Source organism: Nocardioides thalensis (genome assembly GCF_013410655.1).
Taxonomy (GTDB): Bacteria; Actinomycetota; Actinomycetes; order Propionibacteriales; family Nocardioidaceae; genus Nocardioides; species Nocardioides thalensis.
The window spans coordinates 1,427,620-1,452,025 of the sequence record NZ_JACCFP010000001.1; the positions used below are offsets into that span (position 1 = coordinate 1,427,620).

The following is a 24,406-nucleotide window of genomic DNA, read 5'->3' on the forward strand; positions in this document are numbered from 1 at the left end:
TGGTGGGCCGAATCCGCCCTCATGGTGGGGCGAACCCGCCCTCGTGGTCCGCGGGTCGGCCCGAGCGCCATTCTGCGAACCATCGTGCACAACTCGGCTGACCATGGAGCACAACTCGGCTGACCATGGAGCACGACTCGGCTGACCATGAGGGCGGATTCGACGGGTCAGCGGAACCAGGCGGGGGCGGAGGAGAGGAAGTCGGAGCGGGGGAGGGTGCCGACGCCGTCGGGGAGTACGGCGAGCAGGGGGACGCCGGTGACCCGGGGGAGGTCCTCGAGGTTGCAGGTCTCGGCCAGGCCCGGCGCCTCGGGCCAGGAGCCGATGACCAAGCCGGCGGGCTCGATGCCGCGCGCGCGGAGCGCACCGACGGTGAGCTCGGTGTGATTGAGGGTGCCGAGACCGGCGCGGGTCACGACGACGACGCCCGGCGAGGCCTTGCCGAGGGCGTCGACCAGGTCGACCAAGGTGCCGCCGTCCGTGTCGAGCCGGACCAGCAGCCCGCCGGCGCCCTCGACGATGACGTCGTCGTGGTCGTCGCGAAGCGGCAGGATCTCGTCGGCGTAGGAGGCCACCGCCGGGATCGTCGTGCCCTGCCGGCGGGCGGCGGTGTCGGGGGCGAGGGGTTCGTCGAGGGCGGTGAATTCACGGACGTCGACGCCGGTGAGCCGGTGCACGGTGGTGGCGTCGGCGACGTCGGGCTCGTCGCCGCCGATGCCGGTCTGCACCGGCTTGACGACAGCGACCCGACGGCCGGCCGCGACGGCGCGGGCCGCGAGGGCGGCGACGGCGATCGTCTTGCCGACCCCGGTGTCGGTGCCGGTGACGACCGTGACCGTCACCGGTGCTCCTTGACCACCTGCTGGAGCACGTCGACGGCACGGCGCCAGTCGTCGTCCTCGATCCCGGCCGAGGCGGTGACCCGCAGCCGGGAGATCCCGTCGGGCACGGACGGCGGCCGGAAGCAGCCGACCCGGACGCCCGCCTCGAGCGCAGCCGCCTGGGCGGCGAGCGCGGCTTCCGGCGAGCCCAGAGGCACCGACAGCACCGCTCCGTCCGGCACCTCGACGGCGAGCGCGCCGGCGAGCTCGCCGACGCGCCGTCGCACCAGGTGGGAGAGCTGCGGCCGCTCCCGGAGCAGGCGCAGCGACGCGAGCGCGGCCGCCGCCGACGCCGGCGCGAGCGCGGTGTCGAAGATGAACGGCCGCGCGTGGTTGACCAGGTGCTCGCGGACCGTCGACGGGCCGACCACGGCGCCGCCCTGGCTGCCCAGCGATTTCGAGAGCGTCGCGGTGACCAGCACGTGGGGCTGTCCCGCGAGGCCGTTGGAGGCGACCAGACCGGGCCCGTGCACGCCGAGGCCGTGCGCCTCGTCGACGACCAGCAGTGCGTCGTGCTCCTCGCAGAGGTCGGCGAGCTGCGCCAGGGGTGCGGCGTCGCCGAGCACGGAGTAGACCGACTCGACGAGCACGAGGGTGCGCTCGCCCGCCTCGGCCGCCTCGCCGAGCCCGCGGCGTACGGCGTCGACGTCGTTGTGCGGCACGACGGTGACCCGCGCCCGCGACAGCCGGACGCCGTCGATCAGCGAGGCGTGCACGTGGGCGTCGGAGAGCACCCGGCAGGTCGGGTCGGCCAGCGCGGTGACCACGGCGAGGTTGGCGTGATAGCCGGTGGAGAACACGAGTGCGGTGGGCTGTCCGAGGTACGACGCGAGCTCGCGCTCGAGCTCGGCGTGCAGCTCGAGCGTGCCGCTGACCAGCCGGGAGGCGCCGGCGCCGGCACCCCACGTGAGTGCCGCGTGCGCCGCGGCCATCTGGACGGCCGCGTCCTGGGCCAGGCCGAGGTAGTCGTTGCCCGCCAGGTCGATCGTCGGGTCGTCGACGGCGCGAGGCGTCAGTCGTCGCGTCAGCCCGCGCTCGGCGCGGTCGGCAGCCTTGGCCGCCAGCCATTCCCCCCAGATCATGCCCAGCTCATCCTGCCGTCGCCGCTCGCTCGACCCCGACGATCAACCGCTCCAAGTCGTCGTCGGGCGTCATGTAAGGAGGCATTGTATAGACCAGGTCGCGGAACGGACGCAGCCACACTCCCGCGGCGATCGCGGCGTCCGTCGCGGCCACCACGTCCACCGGGTGGTCGAGCTGTACGACGCCGACGGCGCCCATCGTCCGGACGTCGACCACGCCCGGAAGCGCGCGCAGCGGCGCGAGCCCGTCGGAGAGCCGACGGTTGATGTGGCCGACCCGTCCCGTCCAGTCCGAGGCGAGCAGCAGGTCGATGCTCGCCAGCGCGACCGAGCAGGCCAACGGGTTGCCCATGAACGTGGGCCCGTGCATCAGCACGCCGCTCTCCGACGCGGAGATGCCGCGACCCACCTCGTCGGTCGTGAGCACCGCGGCCATCGACAGGTACCCGCCCGTCAGCGCCTTGCCGAGGCAGACGATGTCGGGCGTCACGAGCTCGCTCACGAAGAGGTGGCCGGTGCGGCCAAAGCCGGTGGCGATCTCGTCGAAGACCAGCAACAGGCCGTGCTCGTCGGCGACCTCGCGGAAGACGCGGAGGCACTCCTTCGGGTAGGGGTGCATGCCGCCGGCGCCCTGCAACAGCGGCTCCACGATGATCCCCGCGAGCTCATGCGCGTGCTCGGCCGCAAGGGCGCGCAGCGCCGTACCCCACGCGGTGATCTCGTCCTCGGGCGCGTCGTGGCGCGGCGGCTGCGGGCCGAAGACCTGCTCGGGGAGCAGGCCCTTCCACATCGAGTGCATGCCGCCGTCGGGGTCGGTGACGCTCATGCAGTCGAAGGTGTCGCCGTGGTAGCCCCCGCGGACGGTCAGCATCCGGGTGCGCTCGGGGCGGCCGAGGCCGCGCTGGTGCTGGAGGACCATCTTCATCGCGACCTCGACGGAGACCGACCCGGAGTCGGCGAGGAAGACCCGCTCCAGCGGCTCGGGGGTGATCTCGACCAGCTGGCGGCCCAGCTCCACGGCGGGTGCGTGGGTGAGCCCGCCGAACATCACGTGGGCGAAGTCCGCGACCTGGGCGGCGACGGCCGCGTCGAGCTCGGGTACGGCGTAGCCGTGGATCGCCGCCCACCACGAGGACATGCCGTCGACGACCCACTCGCCGTCGACGCGCAGGCGCGCGCCCGACGCTCCGTCGACCAGGCGGACCGGCGTCGGGTCGGTCATCGACGTGTACGGGTGCCACAGGTGCTCGCGGTCGTGCGCGAGCAGCGCCTCCCGGTCGGTGCGGCTCACGCGCTCACGCGTTCGCCGGCACCTCGGTGCCCGCGCCCCGCTGGCGGATGGCCGGCTTGTGCTCGTCGGCCGCCGCCGAGCCGCACGCGCCGCCGCAGCCGTCGCCACAGCCCCCGGCGGAGCCGCACGCCGTCGCGGCGTGCGCGCGGTGGGTGACACCGGCCTCGTGCGCGGCGATCAGCTCGTCGAACGCGCTCGCGTCCATGCCGAGGATCGTGAAGCCGTTGTCGCGCAGCATCTCGAGGTCGGCCAGCGCGTCCTGCCCCTCGGAGGTGAGGTAGTCACCGAGGAAGATCGAGTTGGCCACCTGCAGCGCGGTCGCCTGCAGCGAGCGCAGGTGCATCTCCCGGCCGCCGGCGATGCGGATCTCCTTGTCGGGGCACACGAAGCGCGCCATCGCGAGGATCTTGACGCAGCGGATGGGGGAGAGCTCCCAGGTGTTCTCGTACGGCGTGCCGTCGAACGGCATCAGGAAGTTCACCGGGATCGAGTCGGCGTCGAGCTCCTTCAGCGCGAACAGCGCCTCCACGAGCTGCTCGTCGGTCTCGCCGAGCCCGGCGATCAGGCCCGAGCAGGGGGAGAGGCCGGCCGACTTCGCCTTGCCGATCGTGTCCACGCGGTCGTCGTACGTGTGCGTCTGGACGATGTTGTCGTGGTTGGACTCGGCCGTGTTGATGTTGTGGTTGTAGGCGTCGACGCCCGCCGCCTTCAGCCGCTCCGCCTGGCCGTCCTTGAGAAGCCCGAGGCAGGCGCACACCTCGACGCCCTCGTAGGAGTCCTTGAGGGCCTCGGTCATCTCGACGACCTTGTCGATGTCGCGGTCGGACGGACCGCGACCCGAGGAAACCATGCAGACGCGGGTCGCGCCGCCGGCGAGGCCGGCGCCGGCCTGCTTCAGGGTCTCGTCCTTCGACAGCCACGAGTACTTGAGGATCGGCGCCTGCGAGCCGAGCGCCTGCGAGCAGTAGTTGCAGTTCTCGGGACAGAGGCCGGACTTCAGGTTCACCAGGTAGTTCACCTTGACCGTGTTGCCGAAATGCTCGCGGCGCAGCCGGCCGGCGGCCGCGACCACGTCCATCAGCGCGACGTCGTCGGCTCGGAGTACGGCGACGGCGTCCTCCTGCGTGGCGGCCCCACCATCGAGGATCCGGTCGGCGAGGGCAGCGAACTGCGAGGTCATGGGCGCATCCTGACGTCGGCGGCGAAACTGAACGGCGTTCAGATTAACCTATGCGGATGCGCTACCGCCGTGCGGACATCGTCGACCGGGCGATCGACGCCCTCGACGCCCACGGCCTGGCGGCCCTCTCGATGCGCACCCTGGCCGCCGAGCTCGACGTCCGGGCCAGCGCGCTCTACCACCACTTCGACAACAAGGCGGCTCTGCTGGCCGCGGTCGCCGACGAGATCCTCCGGCGCGGCCGGCGTGCGACCGAGATCGTCGCGTGGGAGGCCGAGCTCCGCCTGACCTGCGTGGAGCTGCGCGACGGGATGCGCGCCCACCGGGACGGCGCGGCGCTCGTCACCGCGGTGTACGACGCCGGCGGCGTCCGAGAGCCGCAGGAGCGGATGGCCGACGCCCTCCGCCGGGGCGGGGCCGGTGACGACCTCGCCCGCGTCGGAGCGCGCACCCTGCTGCGGTTCGTCCTGTCCCACGTGCACGACGACAGCGCCGACTTCGCGCTCGGTCTCGGGATCGTGCTCGCCGGGCTGGGGACCCGTGTGCCTTAGGCCCACCAGATGCCCATGATCTTGCTCCAGAAGCAGGGCAAGCCGCCCAGGCAGGTCGTGAACTCCATCAGCCCTCGGTACCAGGGGTCGTCGTCGAAGACGCTGACGAGCCCCTTCGCCACCATCTTCTTGTGGATCATCCGCTGCACCCGCTTCGGGGCCGATGGGTCGGCTGCACGAAGCGCCGACCTGAATCGAGGTCACTCGTCGGTGGCGTGACGCGGAGCACGCCGCCCCGTCACCGGCCGATATTGTTCTGGTAACACCCGGGAGGCACTGTGGAAGACATGGCCAAGTCGAAGACCAAGCCCGTGACGGTGGTCCTGTTCGGCGCTACGGGGGACCTCTCGCGGCGCAAGCTGCTGCCCGGGATGCTGCACCTGCTGGAGTCGGGCCTGATCCCCGACCTGCAGATCGTGGGCACCTCGCTCGACGAGCACACCACGGAGTCGTTCATCGAGTTCGTGCACGAGGCGGTCAAGGAGTTCTCCGGCAACGACGGCGACATGGAGGCCTGGCCGGAGTTCGCCAAGCGGCTGCACTGGGCGCCCGGCTCCGAAGGCGCCGCCGGCCTGCGCGCCGCGGTCGAGAAGGCAGAGAGCGAGTCCGACGGGCGCACCCGCCTGCACTACCTGAGCGTGCCGCCGAAGGCCGCGCTGTCGGTCGTCAAGACGCTCGAGGAGGCCGGTCTCGTCAAGGGCAGCCGGATCATCATGGAGAAGCCGTTCGGCGTCGACCTCGCGACGGCGAAGGACCTCAACTCCGAGCTGCACAAGACGTTCGACGAGTCGCAGATCTACCGGATCGACCACTTCCTCGGGAAGGAGGCGGCCCAGAACATCCTCGCGTTCCGGTTCGCCAACGGCCTGTTCGAGCCGATCTGGCACCGCAACAACATCGACCACGTCCAGATCGACGTGCCCGAGGAGCTCGGGCTCGACCAGCGCGCCAACTTCTACGAGTCGACCGGCGCCTACAAGGACATGGTCGTCACCCACCTGTTCCAGGTGCTCGCGTTCACCGCGATGGAGCCGCCGACGTCGCTGTCGCCCGACGCGATCAACGAGGAGAAGAACAAGGTCTTCCGGTCGATGGTGCCGATCGACCCGGCCAACGTGGTGCGCGGGCAGTACCAGGGCTACCGCGACATCGAGGGCGTGAAGCGAGAGTCCGAGACCGAGACGTTCATCGCCATCAAGTGCTTCATCGACAACTGGCGCTGGGCCGGGGTGCCGTTCTACCTCCGCACGGGCAAGCGGATGGCCGAGGGCGCCCGCATCATCTCGATCGCCTTCAAGGAGCCGCCCCGCTCGATGTTCCCGAAGGGCTCGGGCGTCGGCGACCACGGTCCCGACCACCTGACGTTCGACCTCGCCGACAAGGCCAAGATGTCGCTGTCGTTCTACGGCAAGCGGCCGGGCCCGGGCATGAAGCTCGACAAGCTGTCGATGCAGTTCGCGATGGCCGACACCAACTGGGCCGGCTCCGTGCTCGAGGCCTACGAGCGTCTCATCTACGACGCCGCGCGCGGCGACCAGACGTTGTTCACGTCGGCCGAGGGCATCGAGCGCCTGTGGGAGGTCTCGGAGCCGTTGCTCGAGAACCCGCCGGTGGTCCGCCCCTACCGGCAGGGCAGCTGGGGTCCCAACCAGATCCACCAGCTGATCGCGCCGTACGCCTGGCGGCTGCCGTTCGAGCGGCAGTGGCGCGACCCCGACGCGCTCGGCTCCTGACCAGAATTTTCGGCGCCGGATTTCATCCGCAAGAGCGACGCGTGGCGCCGAGGCGCGCTGCCAGCATGCGGCCATGTCGATCCCCAGACGCCGTCGTGTCCTGACCGCACTCGCGCTGACCGGCGCGCTCACCGCTGCCGCCGTCCCTGCCTTCGCCGACAAGGGAGCCGGTGATCCCGGCTCGGACAAGTCGGACATGGAGCGCGCCGAGCGCGTGGCCGCGGTCGCCACCCTCGAGCGGGCCGAGGCTCTGCTCGACGGTACGTCGAGCGAGGACCCGCGGGGCGCCACGATGGCGCTGCGTGACGTCAGGATGCTGCGCGACTCGCTGCCCGCCGACCTGGCGGCGCGAGCGGACGAGGTGTTGCTTCGCCCGCCCGACGAGGGCGGCACGTGGGTCAAGACCTGCAACACCGAGGTCTGCGTCCACCACCTCCAAGGCGCCGACATCGGGTCCGGGGAGTACGACGTCAACGACGTGCTGGCGACCGTCCAGGACATCCGCGACAAGTATGTGGCGGCCGGCTACCGCGAGCCCCTGCCCGACGGCACCACCGGCGGGGACGCCAAGTTCGACGTCTACCTCGAGGACCTCGGCGACCAGAACCTCTACGGATACTGCACGTCGGACGACCCCAAGCAGGCAAGCCCGGAGACCGGCTGGGACCTGTGGGCCTACTGTGCGTTCGACGACGACTTCTCCGCGGCCCAGTTCCCGTCGAACACCCCGTTGGAGAACATGCAGGTGACCGCTGCGCACGAGTACTTCCACGCGACGCAGTACGCGTATGACGCGTTCGAGGACTCCTGGATCCTCGAAGCAACCGCCACCTGGGCCGAGGACGAGCTCTACGACGACGTCAACGACAACTACAACTACAACGGCTCGGGACCGATCGCTCATCCGACGACGCCGCTCGACAGCGACCAGAACGGCAGTCTCTTCAAGTACGGCGCCTGGACGTTCTTCCGCTACCTCACGGAGCGGTTCCCCGCCGCGCAGGGCGGGATCCCGACGCTGGTGCGCGAGCTCCTGGAGAGCATGGACGGGTCCGTCGGCGGGCCGGACCGCTTCTCGCTCCAGGCCGTGCAGGAAGTGCTGGGCGACCACGGCACCAGCCTGAGCGCAGCCTTCGCGGGCTACTCCTTGGCCAACCGCGCCCCCGAGGCGATCTACGAGGAGGGCGCTGATTACCCGACGGCGCCGGCCAAGTCCGTCACGGTCTCGTCCAAGTCGAAGAACCCGGGCGCCTACACGAAGACGCTCGACCACCTCACGTCGTCGACTGTCCGCTACCGCCCGAGCAACCTCAGTGCGTCGAACTGGAAGCTCCGTCTGAAGCTCGACCTGGCGCCGAAGGCGAAGGGGTCGGCCGCGGCGGTGACCGTGGTCAAGAAGAACGGCACGCGCACCCTCCTCGGATACGCGAAGCTCAACGCCCAGGGTGACGCCACCGTCGCTGCGCCGTTCAGCAGCAGCAGCGTCGCTGCGGTGGAGGTGACCCTGCTGAACCTCAGCGGCCGCCTCAACGACTGCTGGGACGGCGACACGCCGTACTCCTGCTACGGCGGCAACCCCCTCGACGACAACCTGCGGCAGTCGGTCGACCCGGTGGCCTACCGTCCCTGAGCGACGGGTCGCGGCGCCGTCCGGAGCTCGTAGTCGTCGAGCGGGAACCGGGCGGCGCCGCGGAACGCGGCCACCGTCGAGGTCGGCCGCAGCAGCGTCGCCTCGCCGTGCTGGTTGAAGTAGTAGCTGCGCGAGCCCGAGCAGTCGCCGGCGTTGAACACCGACGGCTCCAGCAGGTCGCGCATCCGCTCCAGGAAGCCGTCGTACGCCGCCTGCGTCACCTCGAAGACGTCGGCACCCCGCGCGCGCATCGCGCGGAACAGCCGGTCGAGGTGGCGCATCTGGGTCTCGATCGTCGTGAAGTACGACAGGCCCGAGTAGGAGTACGGGCTGTTGAGGGAGACGTAGTTGGGGAAGTCGGGCACGGCCACGCCCTCGTAGGCGCAGAAACGCGTCTCCCGCCAGAAGCGCCCGAGCTCCCGGCCGTCGCGGCCGACGATCGGGAACGCCGGGAAGTTGGCCTCCCAGAGGTCGAAGCCGGTGGCGAGCACCAGCACGTCGAGGTCGGCGCGGGTTCCGTCGGCGGTGACGATGCCGGTCTCGTCGACATGGTCGATGGTGCCGGTCTCCAGGTGCACGTGCGGCTTCTGGAGGGTGGGGTAGTAGTCGTTCGAGAACGTCGGCCGCTTGCACCCGAACTGGTAGGTCGGCGTCAGCTTGCGGCGGAGCTCGGGGTCGCTGACCTGGCGCCGCAGGTGCGCTCGACACGCGTTCTCGCCGATCCGGTTGGCCGTGCGCAGGTCGGCGAAGTGCAGCACCCCGGCCACCATCATCACCTCGAGGACCGAGGTGCCGACCGTTCGCACCAGCCGCTGCGTGAGCGGCACCCGGGCGAACAGCCGCTGCACCGCCTTCGGGACCGGCCCGTCGATCTTCGCGCTGACCCAGATCGGCGTGCGCTGGAAGACCGTCAGGTGCGACGCGACCTTCGCGAGCTCGGGTATCAGCTGGACGGCCGTGGCGCCGGTGCCGATGACGCCGATCCGCTGGCCGGTGAGCTCGATGTCGTCGTCCCACGCCGCGGTGTGGATCGTGGTGCCGCGGAACGTCTCGATGCCCGGGATGTCGGGCAGCTTGGGCTGCGACAGGAAGCCGGTCGCCGTCATCAGGTAGCGACCGCGGACCTCCTCGCCGGCCGCGGTCGTGACCGTCCAGGTCGCGCTCGCCTCGTCCCACTCGGCCTCGGTCACGGTGACGCCGAACCGCATGTGCCGGCGCACGTCGTACTTGTCCGCGACGTGGTCGGCGTAGCGCTTGAGCTCGGCACCGGGCGCGAACAGCCGCGACCAGTAGGGGTTCTGCTCGAAGGAGTAGGAGTACGTCGAGCTCGGGATGTCGACGGCGAGCCCGGGGTAGCGATTGACGTGCCAGGTGCCGCCGAGGTCGTCCTCGCGCTCGAGGATCACCAGGTCGTCGAAGCCGAGCCGATGCAGCTGGATCGCGGCGCCCATGCCGCCGAAGCCGGCGCCGACGATGACCGCGTCGTGGAGATGACTCACGTCGTCGAGCCTAGGCGGGAGCCGCAGAGCCCGGGATCCGACCGTGGTAGGAACCGAGCCGCTCGCACTCCGCGATCAGCCGCTGCCGTAGCGGCGCGGCCCGCTCGGCGAAGTCGCGCTGCGCGGCGACGTACTCCTGCTTGCCCTCGGGTGTCTCGATCCGCACGGGTTCGAACCCGAGGTCCGCGAGGTCGTACGGCGCCGCGCGCATGTCCATGACCCGAATGTCCCAGGCGAGCTCGAAGCAGTCGGCCACCAGATCGGAGCAGATCATCGGCGAGAGCCGGAACGCGTGCTTGTAGAGGTCCATGCCGGCGTGGAAGCAGCCCGGCTGCTCGAAGGCGGGGCGGTCGTCGCGCCCGGGGGAGAGCGTGTTGAGCGGCCGTGCGGGAGGAGTGAAGAACCGGAAGGCGTCGAAGTGCGAGCACGCGATCCGGTGCGACTCGACGACCTCGTCGGTGCCGGCCGGCCCGAGCCGCAGCGGCCAGGCCGCGTGGCGGGTCTCGTCCTCGGCGAGCCGGTAGACCATGGCCCACTCGTGCAGGCCGAAGCAGCCGAAGTGCGGTGCCCGCCCGGCGGTCGCGGTGAGGAGCCGGTGCAGCGAGGCGATCAGCGGCTGCTGTGAAGCGACATACGACGCCGCGACCGTGACCGGCCCCGGCGCGTAGCCCTTGCCGCCGCCGTACTCCTCCTCTGCGCCCGTCAGCACCACTCCGAAGCCCGGGTGCCACCGCCGTAGCTGAGCGGGTCGGTGGGAGTAGTAGGTGAAGAGGAAGTCGAAGACCGGGTGCTTCACCTTCGCCTCGCGGCGCGCGAGGTGCGGAGCGACGTACGCGTCGACGCGCGCCCGGTGCGCCTCGGCGCGCTCACGCCAGGCCTCCTCGGGCAGCACCACGGTCGACACGGTCTCCACGCAGCCAAGGGTGCACCGGCACCCGGCGGCCGGGGAAATCGCACAGTTCGTCCCTGCGGACCACAGTGTCCGTCCCGTTGGCGGAAGCGCGCGGGCCCTGGCGTCGAGAGGCTTGAGTCGGCCACAAGTCGCTCTCAAGTGACGGGGACGACGGTGGGTCCGTTCCCGATTCCGTAGGAGATCCCCGATGCACCCCCGAGTCCCACTCAAAGCGCGTCGCCGGCCCCGGCCCACCCGGGTCCTGATCGCCGGCGCGGTCGCCACCGCGATCGCAACCGGCGTGCTCGCCGCGGTGCCCGCCGCCACCGCCGCCGCGCCGAAGCCCGACCTGGAGGTGACCAAGGTGGCGGTCGACAAGACCACCGTCACCGAGGCCGCCAGGATCAAGGTGAGCCACACGGTCGCCAACCGAGGCAAGGCCCCTGCGAAGGCCACTGTCTCGCACTTCTACCTGACCACCGACGTGCAGCGCAGCCTCGCCGACCGGCGGGCCAGCACCACCAACCCGCGCAGCTCGCTGGTCGACATCCGCCTCCAGGGCGAGAAGCCGGTCAAGGCGGTCAGGCCCGGCAGGTCCGTCGGCGCGACGGCCGTGAGCGTGGTCGTGCCGATCGGCACGCCCCCCGGCCGCTACACCGTGCTCGCCTGCGCCGATGACCGCGGGACCGTCGCCGAGAGCGACGAGCGGGACAACTGCAAGGCCTCCGGACAGCTGACCGTGAAGGAGGCGCCGGGGAGCGACGACCTCTGGGTCCAGCAGTTCGCCGACACCGCTCGCTGGCCGGACGACGAGACCAGCTCGCTGCAGTGGATGAAGGCCTTCTGCGACGTCGCCTACCCGGTGAAGAGGCTGACCCTGTCCGCGGCGCTCACCAGCGCCGAGAGCTTCCTGAAGGACAAGGCCGGCGCCAACGCGCTGGAGAAGGTCGCCCAGTCCGGCGAGGCCGACACCGCCGAGGAGGCCCAGGACATGGCGGCCGCCGCGGTCGTCGGCGGATCGCCCGGACTGGCGCTCGCCGCCCTGCTGCGGGCGCACCGGTTGGACCCGCGCAGCGGCGACCACCTGGTCAACGCTGCCGGCGTCGCCACCGCCGTGGGCCTGCCCAACGAGGCGATCGCGTTCCTGGACGCGGCCGTCGGCCGCAACTTCCTCCGCCCGGTCGCCGGGATCCCCCAGCAGGCGGTCTCCCTGGTCACCCGCGGCCAGGCCCTCATGGCGACCGGCCGGCACGCGCTGGCCAAGGCCGCGTTCCAGGGCGCCCAGCGGCTCGCGCCGATCCTGAGCGAGGCCGACGCCGGTCTCGCCTCGGTCGCGGCCTGCGAGGGCGACAACCAGGCGGCGATGCGACTCGCGCGGCGCAGCCGGGTGCGCTCGGAGGACCCGGACCGGCCGGAGAACCCGGAGGGACCGACCCCGATGCTCGACACCAGCAAGGGGCAGGCCCTCGCGCTGCGCCAGCTGCCCCTCCCTCAGACGTCGGACGTCGGCGCGGAGCGGCACGACGACTACGACGCCATCCAGGCCTCGCTCCTCGGCGAGATCCAGGACCGCAACCAGGTGCAGACCGAGCTGGAGCAGCACCTGCGCGACACCGACGACGACCGCGAGCCGGCCGAGATCGACCGCCGCAAGGGGATCATGTTCCTCGTCTACTCGGTCGGGGACGAGGGTGTGGTCGAGGAGGCCAGGGCGGCAGTCGACGCCAAGCTCGACGAGCTGGTCGAGCACAAGGAGGCGTTCTGGGGCGGCGGCACCGGCGAGGCGCCGTACCTCTACGACGACTTCGCCGACCAGGCCCGCGCGGCGTGCGCCGGCGGCGGCCCCCAGAACTGCTTCGAGGTCGAGATGAACATCCGCTGCCGGCCGGCGCTCGACGACGAGCACGGCGAGTGGCGCGTGCTGATGCAGGAGCTGCAGGTGCTCAGCGACGAGCTGCTCGCGATCATGTCCGAGCGCATGAGCGGCCTGGCGGCGAACCTGGAGAACCCCGACGCCCACCGGCTGGTGATGCTCGCGATCGACGACACCGAGAACGCCATCTACTCCGGGCTGGTGCAGCAGGCCCAGCAGTGGACCCACTACGAAAAGCTCTTCCGGGACCACTGCGTCGAGCCCAAGCCCGCGTCGGTGTGGCCCGACCCGCCCACGGCTCCGGGCGCGACCGGCAAGACCTGCAAGGAGGCCTTCGACAAGCTGTCGTTCAAGGTGACGATGGGCTTCTCGACGCTGAAGATCAACTGCGAGGAGATCGAGCAGGGCTTCTCCACCAAGATCATCCCGCTGATCAACCTGTACGTCGACGTGAAGTACGAGTGGCGCACCGGGAAGATGACCGTCTGGGCGGGCGTCAAGGGCAGCGTCGGGGACCCGCTCGGCGTCGTCGACGCCGGGTTCAAGTCGGGTCTCTACGTCACCGCCGACCGCAACGGCGACATCTCCGACGTGGGCTGGAAGGTGGGCCGCAGCGTCGAGGTCACGGCGGGCGTCATCGAGTGGGAGGCCGACAAGGACGAGGTCCCGTTCTCGTTCATGCCCTCCCCGTCGTCGACGAGGCCGTAGACCAGCGCCGGGCACGACCCAAGTCGCGCCCAAGTCGATGCCAAGGGGACCGCGGGAGTCTCCCTGCAACCGCCACGAACACGGAGACCACCATGCACACCACCCAGCGATCCCCGATCGCCGCCGTCGCTGCCCTGGCGACGGCGGCGGTCGCCGCGGCGATGCTCGCCGCCGTCCCGGCACCGGCGTCCGGCGCAGCGGCCCGGCCCGACCTCCAGGTCACCGGCGTCACCGCGTCCGGCACCGTCGAGGAGGGCGGCCGGATCAAGGTCACCCACGCGGTGGTCAACCGCGGCAAGGCCGACGCGAAGGCGTCCGTCACCCACTTCTACCTCTCGACCGACGTCCAGCGCAGCCTCGCCGACCGTCGCACGAGCACGACCAACCCACGGTCGTCGCTGCTCGACGTACGACTCGAGGGCGAGCAGCCCGTCCCCGCCGTCAGGCGCGGCCGCAAGGTCGTCCTCAAGCAGTACGCCGTCGTCGTGCCCGTCGGCACGCCGGCCGGTCGCTACCAGGTGCTCGCGTGCGCCGACGACCGTGGCCAGGTCAAGGAGAGCGACGAGCGCGACAACTGCGCAGCCGCCTCCGGCGCCGTGACGGTCCGCGAGGCCGCCGGGAGCGACGGCCTGCACATGGAGCAGTTCGCCGACACCCTGCTCTGGCCCGAGGACGAGCAGGGCACGGTCCAGTACGTCAAGGCGTTCTGCGACGTCACCGTCGCTCCGAAGCGGCTCACCCTCGCCACCGCGCTCGCGTCCGCGGAGAGCCACCTGAAGGGGCTCGCCGGCAACGACGCGCTGGACCGCGTCGCCTCCTCGGGCCAGGCCGACACCGCCGTGGAAGCCCAGCTCCTCGCCGGTACGGCGGTCGCGGCCGGCTCGCCCGGACTGGCCCTGGCCGCGCTGCTGCGGGCGCACCGGCTCGATCCACGCAGCGGCAGCCACCTGGTCAACGCCGCCGCCCTCGCGGCGTCGGTCGGCCTGCCCAACGAGGCGATCGCGTTCCTCGACGCCTCCGTCGGCCGCACCTTCCTCCGGCCGGCGATGGGCGTCTCGCAGCAGGCGACGGCACTGGCGATCCGTGGCCACGCGCTCGTGCTGACCGGCCAGTACGCCGCCGCGCGCACGGCGTACACCGGCGCCAAGCAGCTCGCACCCCTCCTCCGCGAGGCCGACGCAGGGCTCGCCACCGTCGAGGCGTGCACGGGCAAGGACGCGCTGGCGATGCGCTACGCCCGCCGCGCTCGCGTCCGCTCGGACGAACCGGTGCCGCCCACGCCGCCGACCGAGGACCCCGAGCAGCCGGAGCCGACGATCGACGTCACCGACGGTCCGGCCATGCCGCTGCGGCAGCTGCCGATCGCCGAGACGCCCGCCCAGGGCGTGGCCATGACCGAGGAGTACCTGCGCGTCCACCAGGGCTTCCTCGCCGAGATCGACGCCAACAACACCGAGCGCAACCAGCTCGAGCAGCACCTGCAGGACACCGACGACGCCCGCACCCGCGCGGAGATCGAACGTCGGCAGGGCCTGATCACGATGGTCTACCGCGCGCACCTCGAGGGCAACGTCGAGGCCGCGGCCCAGGCGTTCTGGGACCAGCTCGACGAGGTCACGCAGACCTACGACGAGTTCTGGATGCCGTCGACGGCGCCCGACCCCGGCACGTTCGCCGTCCTTGCGAAGGACGCGAGCGACCTGTGTGCGGGGCGTCCCGACTTCAGCGCCTGCTACGAGGCCGAGATGAACCGGACCTGCCGCCCGGCGCTCACCCAGGCGCACCACCAGTGGGTCCAAGACATCGACGCCCTCCAGGAGGCCGGCGACCACTGGCTCGAGGTGGAGTCGAAGCGGATGAGCGGGATCGCCGCCAACATCCTCGACGAGGAGGCACACCGGATCGCCATGCTCGCGATCGAGGCCCAGGAGCAGGAGATCTACGCCGTGCTCGTGCAGTGGGCTCGCGACTGGACCCGGTGGGAGAAGGTCAACGAGCGGCTCTGCGTGACCCCGCTCGAGGCCGAGGTGGAGACGTCGCCCGACGCGGCCACCGCCGACGCCCCGGACTGCCTCGAGAGCGGCCGCAACAAGCTCTCCCTCATCGCCAAGCTCGGGCCCACGAAGCTCAAGATCAACTGCGAGAAGGTCGAGCAGCAGCTGTCGGTCGAGGTGCTGCCGCTGCTCAACGTCTTCGTGGACGTGATCTACGACTTCAAGACCGGACGGCTCACCGTCTTCGCGGGCTCGAAGGGCGCGGGCAAGCTGGGACCGGTGGAGGCGGGCTTCAAGTCCGGGATCTACCTCACCAGCGACAGCCAGGGCCAGATCACCGACGTCGGCTGGCGGGTCGGCCCGACCGTCAAGGCGACCGGCGGCAACGCGGAGTTCACGGTCTACAAGGACGAGATCGACCTCTCGTTCCTGCCGGAGCCGACGGTCCATCCCTGAGGCAACGGCGGCTGCGCACCCGGTGAGCCTCACAGATAGGCTCGCCGGGTGCGCATCGCAAGGTTCACCACGGGGGAGGAGCCGTCGTACGGCGTCGTGACCGGCGACCTCGACGACTACGGCCAGCTGTCCGACGACGCGGTCATCGTCGAGCTCGCGGGCGACCCGATGTATGCCGGCATCCGGCCGCTCGAGAAGCAGCACCGCATCGACGACGTACGCCTGCTGGCGCCGGTGCTCCCGCGCAGCAAGGTGGTCGCGATCGGCAAGAACTACGCCGCCCACGCTGCCGAGATGGGCGGCGAGGTGCCGCCCGAGCCGCTCATGTTCCTCAAGCCCAACACCAGCGTGATCGGCCCCGGCGACGCGATCGCGTACCCGCCCCAGACCCAGGACCTGCACTACGAGGGCGAGCTCGCCGTGGTGATCGGCCGGATCTGCCGCGACGTGCCGGCGGCCCAGGCGACCGACGTCATCTTCGGCTACACGCTGGGCAACGACGTGACCGCGCGCGACCTCCAGAGGTCCGACGTGCAGTTCACGCGCGCCAAGGGCTTCGACACGTTCTGCCCGCTCGGCCCGTGGATCGAGACCGACCTCGACCCGCACGACTTCAGCGTCGGCCGCCGGGTGCAGACGTTCCTCAACGGCGACGTCGTCCAGGACGGCACCACCGCCGACATGGTCTTCGACGTACCCACGCTCATCGAGCGCATCAGCAGCGTGATGACGCTGCTGCCGGGCGACGTCATCCTCACCGGCACCCCCGAGGGCGTCGGTCCCATGCAGGTCGGTGACGAGGTCGAGGTCTCGATCGAGGGGCTCGGCACGCTCACCAACACCGTCAAGGCGAAGTGAACCGAGAAGTGAGCAAGGTGGTCTCCAGTGGTCAGCTCTGACAAGCCCGTGCGCGTCCGGATGGCGCCCTCGCCGACCGGCAGCCCGCACGTCGGTCTCGTGCGCACCGCCCTCTACAACTGGGCGTTCGCACGGCACCACCAGCGCCACGGCGCCGGCGGCACGTTCGTGTTCCGCATCGAGGACACCGACAAGGAGCGCAACACCGAGGAGTCCTACGCCGCGCTGATCGAGCTCATGCACTGGCTCGGGCTCGAGTGGGACGAGGGCCCGGAGGTCGGCGGGCCGTTCGCGCCGTACCGCCAGAGCGAGCGGAGCGACTACTACGTCGAGACGCTCGACCGGCTGCGCGCGTCGTCGTACACCTACGACTGCTACTGCACCAACGCCGAGGTCGAGGAGCGCCGCAAGGCGTCCGGCTCCAAGGTGATGGGCTACGACGGCTTCTGCCGCGAGCTCACCCAGGACCAGGTCGAGGAGTTCGAGGCAGCCGACCGCCGGCCGGTCGTGCGGTTCCGGATGCCCGACGGCACCATCACGTGGAACGACCTGGTGCGCGGCGAGATCTCGTTCGAGACCCAGTTCGTCCCCGACTTCGCGCTCTGCCGCGCCAACGGCGACCCGCTCTACACGCTCGTCAACCCCGTCGACGACGCGATGATGGAGATCACCCACGTCCTCCGGGGCGAGGACCTCCTGTCGTCGACGCCGCGCCAGATCGCGCTCTACGAGGCGCTCAAGGACCTCGGCGTGGCCAAGGCGACGCCGGAGTTCGGCCACCTGCCCTACGTGATGGGGGAGGGCAACAAGAAGCTGTCGAAGCGCGACCCCGAGGCGCATGCCCTGGCCTACCGCGACCAGGGCTTCCTCCCCGAGGGCCTGCTCAACTACCTGGCGCTGCTCGGCTGGGCGATCGCCGCCGACCGCGACGTGTTCAGCGTCGAGGAGATGGTCGACGCGTTCGAGATCGGCGACGTCAACCCCAACCCGGCCCGGTTCGACCTCAAGAAGTGCGAGGCCATCAACGCCTCGCACATGCGGCTGCTGTCCCTCGACGACATGACCCACCGGGTGCTGCCGCACCTGAAGGCCGCCGGCGTCGTGCACGACCCGGTCTCGGACTCCGACGCGCAGCTGCTCGAGCTGGCGATGCCCCTCATCTCCGAGCGCATCAACAAGCTGAGCGAGGCGCCCGCGATGCTGGGCTTCCTGTTCGTCGACGAGGACTCGTTCGAGCTCGACGAGGCCGACGCCGCGAAGCTGCTCGACGAGCAGGGCAAGGATGTCGTCCGCGCGTCGCTCGCCGCGCTCGAGGGGCTGGCGACCTGGTCGACGGCCGCGATCCAGGAGGCCCTGCAGGGCGCGCTGGTCGACGGCATGGGCCTGAAGCCGCGGGTCGCCTTCGGTGCCGTTCGGGTGGCGGTGACCGGGAAGCGGATCAGCCCGCCGCTGTTCGAGTCGATGGAGCTGCTCGGGCGGGAGCGCAGCCTGGGTCGGCTCCGGCGTGCTCTCGGCTGACCCCGGGCCCGCGCGACCGGAGGAGCCGCTCGGCTACCACCAGCTGCACCGGCTCGGCCGCCAGGGGATCGGCTGGTCGGCTCTCGCGCTGTTCGTCACGGTCGTCGTCGGGTACGTCGCCGCGAACGTGGTCGTGCTGGCGGTGGCGGTGGTCGCCGACCTGGCGGGCACCACCGTCGAGACGGACCCGGTCACACCGGCCGGCCTGACCGCGCTCAACCTGGTCTGGGCGGTCGCGATCCCGGTCACCTGGCTCGCGCTGTTCGCAGGACACGGACTCCGGCCGGGCTGGCTCGCATCGGTCGTCGGCCGGGTCCGGTGGCGCTGGCTCGTGGTGTGCCTCGGCCTGTCCCTGGTCGCCCTGGTCGCCACGATCGTCGTCTCGATGTTCTTCCCGCAGCAGCCCGGCGCCGAGGTCAGCGGCGAGCTCAACGACTGGTCGGCGCGCACCCGCGACTTCGTGCTCGTGATCGTGCTGCTGACCCCGTTGCAGGCCGCGGGGGAGGAGTTCGCGTTCCGCGGCTACCTGACCCAGGCGTTCGGCGGCCTGGTGGGTGGCCGGCTCGCGGCGCCGGTCGCGGTCGCCGTACCGGCCCTGCTGTTCGCGCTGGCGCACGGCGCCCAGTCCGCCCCGGTGTTCGTGGACCGGTTGGCGTTCGGGCTGGTCGCCGGCGCCTTGACGATCCTCACCGGGGGCCTCGAGGCGGGGATCGCGATGCACGTGCTCAACAACTGGACCGCGTTCGGTCTCGCGCTGGCGTTCGGCGACCTCGACGCCTCGCTGACGCCGGACGGCGGCACCTGGTGGACGTTGCCGGGGACGCTGACCCAGTCGTTCGTGTTCCTCGGCCTGGTCCTGTGGTCGGCCCGGCGCCGGGGCGTGGAGACCGCCTGGGAGGGGGGCGTTTTGGAGGGCCCGGGGTCCCGACGGTAATGTTTCCCCTCGGTTCACCGACCGGCCGGGAGGCCGCGGAGGAGAGCCGAACAGCAGTAACACAGTGGTCTATGGTGTAATTGGCAGCACGACTGGTTCTGGTCCAGTTAGTCTAGGTTCGAGTCCTAGTAGACCAGCGAGATCTCGCAGCGAAACGAGGGAACAAGGGCCGATTTGGCCCCGATCGCCAAGGGTCGCTAAGGTTCTCACGTTGGAAGGCCGCACGGCCGGACAACACGTTGCCCCCGTCGTCTAGCGGCCTAGGACGTCGCCCTCTCACGGCGGTAACGCCGGTTCAAATCCGGTCGGGGGTACAAGACAGGAAGCCCGCTCCTCGGAGCGGGCTTCCTGCGATTTCGGACGGTGGCGGTCAGGCGCTCTCCGCCCAGTCGCTCCATCGCGTGACGTCGCCGGAGTCGCGGTCCTCCGAGCGGACCTTCACGCGCACGCTCTCCGGGCTGTCGAAGCAGCTCCGCGCGAACGCGAACCGGTAGACGGCGCCGCCGTCCTCCGGGTACTGGATGGTGGGTCGCTCGCGGCACGTCCAGTCGTCGGCGCCGCCGTCGCGCGGGTAGACGTAGACCAGCCGCGAGGAGAGGTTGTCGAACGAGACGAGCCACTCCCACTTCTTGCCGTCGGGGACGTCGAGGTTCATCGTCACGAACGTACCGGGCATCGCGGCCAGGTCGACCTTGAACCTGATCCGCTCGGCCTTGTGGTGGACGACGACCTCCGTGATGTCGGATCCGGTGCCCTCGCCCGCGCCGTCGGTGAGCACCACGCGCTCGGCCGAGGCCGGGCTGCTGGTGAGCAGGACGGCGAGACAGCTGACGATCGCGACGAGCGCCGCGCTGATGGTGCTCCTGATGTGCGCCATGGGTTCCTCCTGTGTCGGTTGCACAGGGGAGACGCGCGGGCGCCGGTCAGGTTGCGTCGCACCGCACGGACTCATCCTCGCGGACGGTTTGTCCCCAGGTTTTCCAGCGGCGCGGGTTGCGGCCACGTAGGAAGGGGTAAGCAGGTCTCCGTACGCCGACCGGACCGGTCGGCCGCCACGTCTCTCGGGTCTACCCACAAAGGATGAGTCACCCATGCGCAGTGATCTTTTCGCCCAGGAGCTCCAGGAAGTCGAAGGCCCGGGCAACTTCGTCAAGCAGAACTCGAAGATGATGAAGATCGAGCTCTCGCAGGGCACCGTGAAGGCCCTCCAGGGCTCGATGGTCGCCTACCAGGGCAACGTCAACTTCGAGCACCAGGGTGCCGGCGGCGTCGGCAAGTGGCTCAAGCAGAAGGTGACCGGCGAGGGCCTGCCGATCATGCGGATGACCGGCACCGGCGAGATCTTCCTCGCCAAGAACGGCATGGACGTGCACGTCATCGAGCTCGAGAACGACTCGATCTCCTGCAACGGCGCCAACATCCTCGCCTACTCCGACACCCTCCAGGACGACATCCAGCTCGTCCGCGGCGCCGGGATGATGTCCGGCGGTCTCTTCAACACCACGCTCACCGGCACCGGCCAGGTCGCGATCGTCACCGACGGCACCCCGATCCTGCTCAACGCGGGCGAGGCGCCGACGTTCGTCGACCCCGACGCCGCGGTGTGCTGGTCGGCGGGCCTGCAGATCAACCTCAAGGCCGACATCGGCATGAAGGCGCTGTTCGGCCGCACGTCGGGCGAGGAGTTCCAGCTCGCGTTCAACGGCCAGGGCTTCGTCATCGTCCAGCCGAGCGAGAACATGCGCTTCGGCGGCGCCCAGGACGCCGGCCAGCAGGTGCAGCAGCAGAGCCCGCTCGGCGGGCTCGGCAACCTGCTGCGCTGACCGCTACTTCTTCGCCGCCTTCTTGGCGGCCCGGGTCTTCGGCGGGGTCGGCTGGGTGCCGACCACCGCGAAGACAGGTGCGGTGACCTTCTCGAGCGCCGACACCGCGTCGGCGTGACGGTCGGCGAGCGCGGAGACGACGGACGCGAGCTCGGCCTGCGCCTCGGCGAGCGTGGCCACGGTGTCGGCGAGCTCGCGCTGCCGGACGATGAAGTCCTGCAGCGGCTGCGCGGTCGCGGCGGCGAGTCCGGTGACCGCGGTGGACATCCCGGCCACGGCCGCGGCGAGGTCGCCGACCTGCCGCACCAGCTCGTCCGGCTGGGTGACGCCGGTGACGGCCGTGTCCCTCACGGTGCGCAGGGTGTCGGTCGCCAGCTTGAGGGCGGACTGCTGCGACTTGATGAGGATGTCGATCGGGTCGGGCATGCCGACAGCGTGGCAGAACGCGGGCCCTCGTGGCGGGATCTCGCGGGCCGGACCGTCATGTCCGATTCCCGCGAGAGACTGTCGGCGGCGTCGTACAGGATGGGGGGCATGAACCTCGACGTCGACTCGTGCTACGCGGCCGTCCGGTCGCGCGACCGGCGGTTCGACGGCGTCTTCTACACCGGCGTCCGCACCACCGGCATCTACTGCCGCCCGTCCTGCCCGGCCCGCACCCCCGCGCTCCGCAACGTCACGTTCCACCGCAGCGCGGCCGCCGCCCAGGCCGCCGGCTTCCGGGCGTGCAAGCGGTGCCTGCCCGACGCGACGCCCGGCAGCCCCGAGTGGGACGTCGCCGCGACGGTCGCCGGCCGCGCGATGCGACTGATCAGCGACGGGGTCGTCGACCGCGAGGGCGTCGAGGGCCTGGCCGTCCGGCTGGGCTACACGTCGCGCCACCTCAGCCGGCTGCTGACCGCCGAGCTCGGCGCCGGACCGCTGGCCCTCGCGCGCACACAGCGGGCGCAGACCGCCCGGGTGCTCGTCGAGACGACCGAGCTCGGCTTCGCCGACATCGCGTTCGCGGCCGGCTTCGCCAGCGTCCGCCAGTTCAACGACACGATCCGCGCCGTCTACGACGCCAGCCCGACCGAGCTGCGCGGCCGTCGGAGCGGCCCCCGCACGCCGGGTGCCGTCGACCTCCGGCTGGCCGTGCGCACGCCGTACGCCGGCCGCGCCCTGCTGCGGTTCCTCGCCGATCGCGCGGTCGCCGGCGTCGAGGTCGCGTCCGTGCGCGACGACGGTTCGGGCAGCTATGCGCGGACCCTCGACCTGCCGCACGGCTTCGGCACCGTGCGCCTCGAGCTCGACGACCTCGTCGAGCCCGGCGTCGCGTTCGTCCGCGCGAGCTTCGCGCTCCAGGACCTGCGCGACACGTCGGCGGCGCTCGCGCGGGTGCGCGGGCTGCTCGACGCCGACTGCGATCCCGTCCCGGTGGGGGAGCACCTCGCGACCGATCCGGGCCTCGCCCCGCTCGTCGCCCGCCGACCGGGGCTGCGCGTCCCGGGACATCCCGCCGGCCACGAGCTCGCCGTGCGCGCCGTGCTCGGCCAGCAGGTCAGTGTCGCCGGTGCGCGCACCGTCGCCGGCCGGCTGGTCGCCGAGCACGGTCGCCCCGTCGACACCGACATCCCCGGGCTGACGCACCTCTTCCCGTCCGCGGCGACCGTCGCGACGCTCGATCCCGAGTCGCTGCCGATGCCGCGGGCGCGCGGTCGGGCACTGGCGACCCTCGGCGCCGCCCTCGCCGACGGCGAGGTGGTGCTCGACCGCGGGGTCGACCGCGACGAGACCCGGCGCCGGTTGATGACGCTGCCCGGCATCGGCGCCTGGACCGCCGACTACATCGCGATGCGTGCGCTCGGGCACCCCGACGTGTTCCTGCCGACCGATGTCGGTGTACGGCACGCCCTCACCCGGATGGGGAGCGACGACACCGACCCAGCACCATGGAGCCCGTGGCGCTCCTACGCCCTGATGCACCTGTGGACGTCACTGGAGGATGAGAACTGATGTGGACCGTGACCGAGTCGCCCGTAGGACCCCTGCGGATCATCGAGCAGAACGGTGCGATCACCGCCATCGAGTTCGCGCCGTGGCGCGACGCCGACGGCCGCCCGCGCGGCGAGCGCTCCGACGACCACCCACTGCTCGTCGAGGCCGTGCGCCAGCTGCACGCCTACTTCGCTCGTGAGCTCGACACCTTCGACCTGCCGCTCGCGCCGGTCGGCAGCGCGTTCCAACAAAGGGTGTGGGAGCAGCTGCGCGGCGTCGCGTTCGGCGAGACCGCGTCGTACGGCGAGATCGCCAAGCGCCTCGGGATGACCAACGCCGCCTCGCGCGCCGTCGGCCTCGCCAACGGCCGCAACCCGATCCCGATCGTGATCCCGTGCCACCGGATCATCGGTGCCGACGGCACCCTCACCGGCTACGCCGGCGGCCTCGAGCGCAAGCAGCTGCTGTTGTCGCTCGAGCAGGACGCGCTCTTCTGAGTCGAATCCGCCGCGATGGTTCGCTGAATCCGCCGCGATGGTTCGCCGAATCCGCCGCGATGGCTCGCCGAATCCGCCGCGATGGTTCGCCGAGTCACCCGCGGTGGCGTGCCGAATCACTCGTCGTAACTCGATCGACCATGAGGGCTATCTCGACGAGCCATGAGGGCTAGCTCGACGAGCCATGAGGGCTCGCTCGACGAGCCATGAGGGCTAGCTCGACGAGCCATGAGGGGCGATTCGACCAGCCATGAGGGGCGATTCGACTATTCAGCGGCCGCCCGCCGTAGCGACTCCGACAGCCGCTCGGCCGCGGCGAGCACCGCGGGGGCGTGCATGCGACCGGGCTGGCGCGAGAGCCGCTCGAGCGGACCGGAGACCGACACGGCGGCGATGACCTTCCCGCCGGGGGAGCGGACCGGCGCCGACACCGACGCCACCCCCTGCTCGCGCTCGCCGACCGACTGGGCCCAGCCCCGGCGACGGATCGCGGAGAGCTCGGCTGCCGAGAACGCAGCGTTCTGGAGGCCGCGGTGGATGCGCTCGGGGTCGTCCCACGCGAGCAGCACCTGCGCCGCGGAGCCCGCGCGCATGGTGAGCTGCGAGCCGACCGGGATGGTGTCGCGCAGGCCGGAGGGTCGCTCCGCCGCAGCGACGCAGACGCGGTGGTCGCCCTGGCGCCGCCAGAGCTGGGCGGACTCGCCGGTGATGTCGCGCAGCCGTGCCAGCACCGGGCCGGCGGTCGCGAGCAGCCGGTCCTCGCCGGCAGCGGCGGAGAGCTCGGCGAGGCGCGGCCCGAGCACGAAGCGACCCTGCATGTCGCGCGCCACGAGCCGGTGGTGCTCCAGCGCCACCGCCAGCCGGTGCGCCGTCGGTCGGGCGAGACCGGTGCCGGCCACCAGGCCGGCCAGTGTCGCCGGCCCCGACTCCAGAGCCGTGAGAACCAGGGCGGCTTTGTCCAGCACGCCCACGCCGCTCGAGTTGTCCATATGGCAATACTGCCGTCTCAGATCATGGGATGCAAGAGGT

21 protein-coding genes and 2 tRNA genes are annotated in these 24,406 nt (G+C 71.1%); 13 read left to right on the forward strand and 10 right to left on the reverse strand.

What is annotated here, in order from left to right:
- Window positions 1-167 precede the first annotated feature (167 nt).
- Genes bioD through bioB form a run of 4 tightly spaced genes read right to left on the reverse strand, consistent with a single transcriptional unit; the run spans window position 168 to window position 4,434 of the window.
- Entirely contained in the window at window positions 168-842 is a 675-nt protein-coding gene (gene bioD / locus HNR19_RS22310; protein WP_343047091.1) for a dethiobiotin synthase, read from the reverse strand.
- Window positions 839-1,963 (reverse strand): 8-amino-7-oxononanoate synthase, encoded by a 1,125-nt coding sequence (locus HNR19_RS22315; RefSeq protein WP_218910178.1) that lies wholly within the window; start codon window positions 1,961-1,963, stop codon window positions 839-841. Before HNR19_RS22315 ends, bioD begins: the two co-directional genes overlap by 4 nt.
- A gap of 7 nt (window positions 1,964-1,970) precedes the next feature.
- Complete coding sequence (locus tag HNR19_RS07085) at window positions 1,971-3,254, reverse strand: adenosylmethionine--8-amino-7-oxononanoate transaminase (RefSeq protein ID WP_179667257.1); 1,284 nt, start codon at window positions 3,252-3,254, stop codon at window positions 1,971-1,973.
- A gap of 4 nt (window positions 3,255-3,258) precedes the next feature.
- Window positions 3,259-4,434: a biotin synthase BioB gene (bioB, locus tag HNR19_RS07090; protein WP_179667258.1), complete on the reverse strand. Its 1,176-nt coding sequence runs from the start codon at window positions 4,432-4,434 to the stop codon at window positions 3,259-3,261.
- A 56-nt stretch (window positions 4,435-4,490) separates the two neighbouring features.
- Between bioB and HNR19_RS07095 the strand changes: the two genes are divergently transcribed.
- Window positions 4,491-4,985 (forward strand): TetR family transcriptional regulator, encoded by a 495-nt coding sequence (locus HNR19_RS07095; protein ID WP_179667259.1) that lies wholly within the window; start codon window positions 4,491-4,493, stop codon window positions 4,983-4,985.
- On the opposite strand, the gene HNR19_RS07100 is transcribed toward HNR19_RS07095, so the two are convergent.
- On the reverse strand, window positions 4,982-5,125 hold the full coding sequence (locus tag HNR19_RS07100; RefSeq protein WP_179667260.1) for a hypothetical protein: 144 nt from the start codon (window positions 5,123-5,125) through the stop codon (window positions 4,982-4,984). The two genes, HNR19_RS07095 and HNR19_RS07100, sit on opposite strands and share 4 nt — an antisense overlap.
- A 147-nt stretch (window positions 5,126-5,272) precedes the next feature.
- On the opposite strand from HNR19_RS07100, the gene zwf reads away from it, so the two are divergent.
- The gene (zwf, locus tag HNR19_RS07105; RefSeq protein ID WP_179667261.1) at window positions 5,273-6,718 is read left to right on the forward strand and encodes a glucose-6-phosphate dehydrogenase; all 1,446 of its coding nucleotides are present in this window, start codon (window positions 5,273-5,275) and stop codon (window positions 6,716-6,718) included.
- Window positions 6,719-6,791: 73 nt separating this feature from the next.
- Window positions 6,792-8,348: an MXAN_6640 family putative metalloprotease gene (locus tag HNR19_RS07110; protein WP_179667262.1), complete on the forward strand. Its 1,557-nt coding sequence runs from the start codon at window positions 6,792-6,794 to the stop codon at window positions 8,346-8,348.
- Here the strand turns inward: HNR19_RS07110 and HNR19_RS07115 are convergent.
- Window positions 8,336-9,847, reverse strand: a complete 1,512-nt coding sequence (locus tag HNR19_RS07115; protein WP_179667263.1) for an FAD-dependent oxidoreductase — start codon at window positions 9,845-9,847, stop codon at window positions 8,336-8,338. The genes HNR19_RS07110 and HNR19_RS07115 overlap by 13 nt on opposite strands.
- Before the next feature lie 10 nt (window positions 9,848-9,857).
- Window positions 9,858-10,760, reverse strand: a complete 903-nt coding sequence (locus HNR19_RS07120; RefSeq protein ID WP_343047092.1) for a 3-methyladenine DNA glycosylase — start codon at window positions 10,758-10,760, stop codon at window positions 9,858-9,860.
- Window positions 10,761-10,947: 187 nt separating this feature from the next.
- Here HNR19_RS07120 and HNR19_RS07125 point away from each other — a divergent pair, with 187 nt between their 5' ends.
- From HNR19_RS07125 to HNR19_RS07155, 7 genes are all read left to right on the forward strand, one after another.
- On the forward strand, window positions 10,948-13,320 hold the full coding sequence (locus HNR19_RS07125) for a CARDB domain-containing protein (RefSeq protein WP_179667264.1): 2,373 nt from the start codon (window positions 10,948-10,950) through the stop codon (window positions 13,318-13,320).
- A 92-nt stretch (window positions 13,321-13,412) separates the two neighbouring features.
- The gene (locus tag HNR19_RS07130) at window positions 13,413-15,770 is read left to right on the forward strand and encodes a CARDB domain-containing protein (RefSeq protein ID WP_179667265.1); all 2,358 of its coding nucleotides are present in this window, start codon (window positions 13,413-13,415) and stop codon (window positions 15,768-15,770) included.
- Between the two features lie 48 nt (window positions 15,771-15,818).
- The gene (locus HNR19_RS07135; RefSeq protein WP_179667266.1) at window positions 15,819-16,628 is read left to right on the forward strand and encodes a fumarylacetoacetate hydrolase family protein; all 810 of its coding nucleotides are present in this window, start codon (window positions 15,819-15,821) and stop codon (window positions 16,626-16,628) included.
- 60 nt (window positions 16,629-16,688) lie between these two features.
- Window positions 16,689-18,146, forward strand: coding sequence for a glutamate--tRNA ligase (gltX, locus tag HNR19_RS07140; protein WP_218910505.1), 1,458 nt, complete (start codon window positions 16,689-16,691; stop codon window positions 18,144-18,146).
- A complete protein-coding gene (locus HNR19_RS07145) occupies window positions 18,133-19,080 on the forward strand; it encodes a CPBP family glutamic-type intramembrane protease (protein WP_179667268.1) in 948 nt (315 codons plus the stop codon). The genes gltX and HNR19_RS07145 overlap by 14 nt, the downstream gene beginning before the upstream one ends.
- Window positions 19,081-19,145: 65 nt before the next feature.
- Window positions 19,146-19,217, forward strand: a tRNA-Gln gene (locus HNR19_RS07150).
- 104 nt (window positions 19,218-19,321) lie between these two features.
- Window positions 19,322-19,394, forward strand: a tRNA-Glu gene (locus HNR19_RS07155).
- A gap of 56 nt (window positions 19,395-19,450) precedes the next feature.
- On the opposite strand, the gene HNR19_RS07160 is transcribed toward HNR19_RS07155, so the two are convergent.
- On the reverse strand, window positions 19,451-19,957 hold the full coding sequence (locus HNR19_RS07160) for a hypothetical protein (protein ID WP_179667269.1): 507 nt from the start codon (window positions 19,955-19,957) through the stop codon (window positions 19,451-19,453).
- Between the two features lie 214 nt (window positions 19,958-20,171).
- Between HNR19_RS07160 and HNR19_RS07165 the strand changes: the two genes are divergently transcribed.
- Window positions 20,172-20,903, forward strand: coding sequence for an AIM24 family protein (locus HNR19_RS07165; protein ID WP_179667270.1), 732 nt, complete (start codon window positions 20,172-20,174; stop codon window positions 20,901-20,903).
- Window positions 20,904-20,906: 3 nt separating this feature from the next.
- On the opposite strand, the gene HNR19_RS07170 is transcribed toward HNR19_RS07165, so the two are convergent.
- Window positions 20,907-21,329, reverse strand: a complete 423-nt coding sequence (locus HNR19_RS07170) for a hypothetical protein (protein WP_179667271.1) — start codon at window positions 21,327-21,329, stop codon at window positions 20,907-20,909.
- Window positions 21,330-21,437: 108 nt separating this feature from the next.
- On the opposite strand from HNR19_RS07170, the gene HNR19_RS07175 reads away from it, so the two are divergent.
- The gene (locus tag HNR19_RS07175) at window positions 21,438-22,898 is read left to right on the forward strand and encodes an AlkA N-terminal domain-containing protein (RefSeq protein WP_179667272.1); all 1,461 of its coding nucleotides are present in this window, start codon (window positions 21,438-21,440) and stop codon (window positions 22,896-22,898) included.
- Window positions 22,898-23,377, forward strand: coding sequence for a methylated-DNA--[protein]-cysteine S-methyltransferase (locus HNR19_RS07180; protein ID WP_179667273.1), 480 nt, complete (start codon window positions 22,898-22,900; stop codon window positions 23,375-23,377). The genes HNR19_RS07175 and HNR19_RS07180 overlap by 1 nt, the downstream gene beginning before the upstream one ends.
- A 266-nt stretch (window positions 23,378-23,643) precedes the next feature.
- Here the strand turns inward: HNR19_RS07180 and HNR19_RS07185 are convergent, their stop codons facing one another.
- A complete protein-coding gene (locus tag HNR19_RS07185; RefSeq protein ID WP_028655929.1) occupies window positions 23,644-24,366 on the reverse strand; it encodes an IclR family transcriptional regulator in 723 nt (240 codons plus the stop codon).
- Window positions 24,367-24,406: the final 40 nt, after the last annotated feature.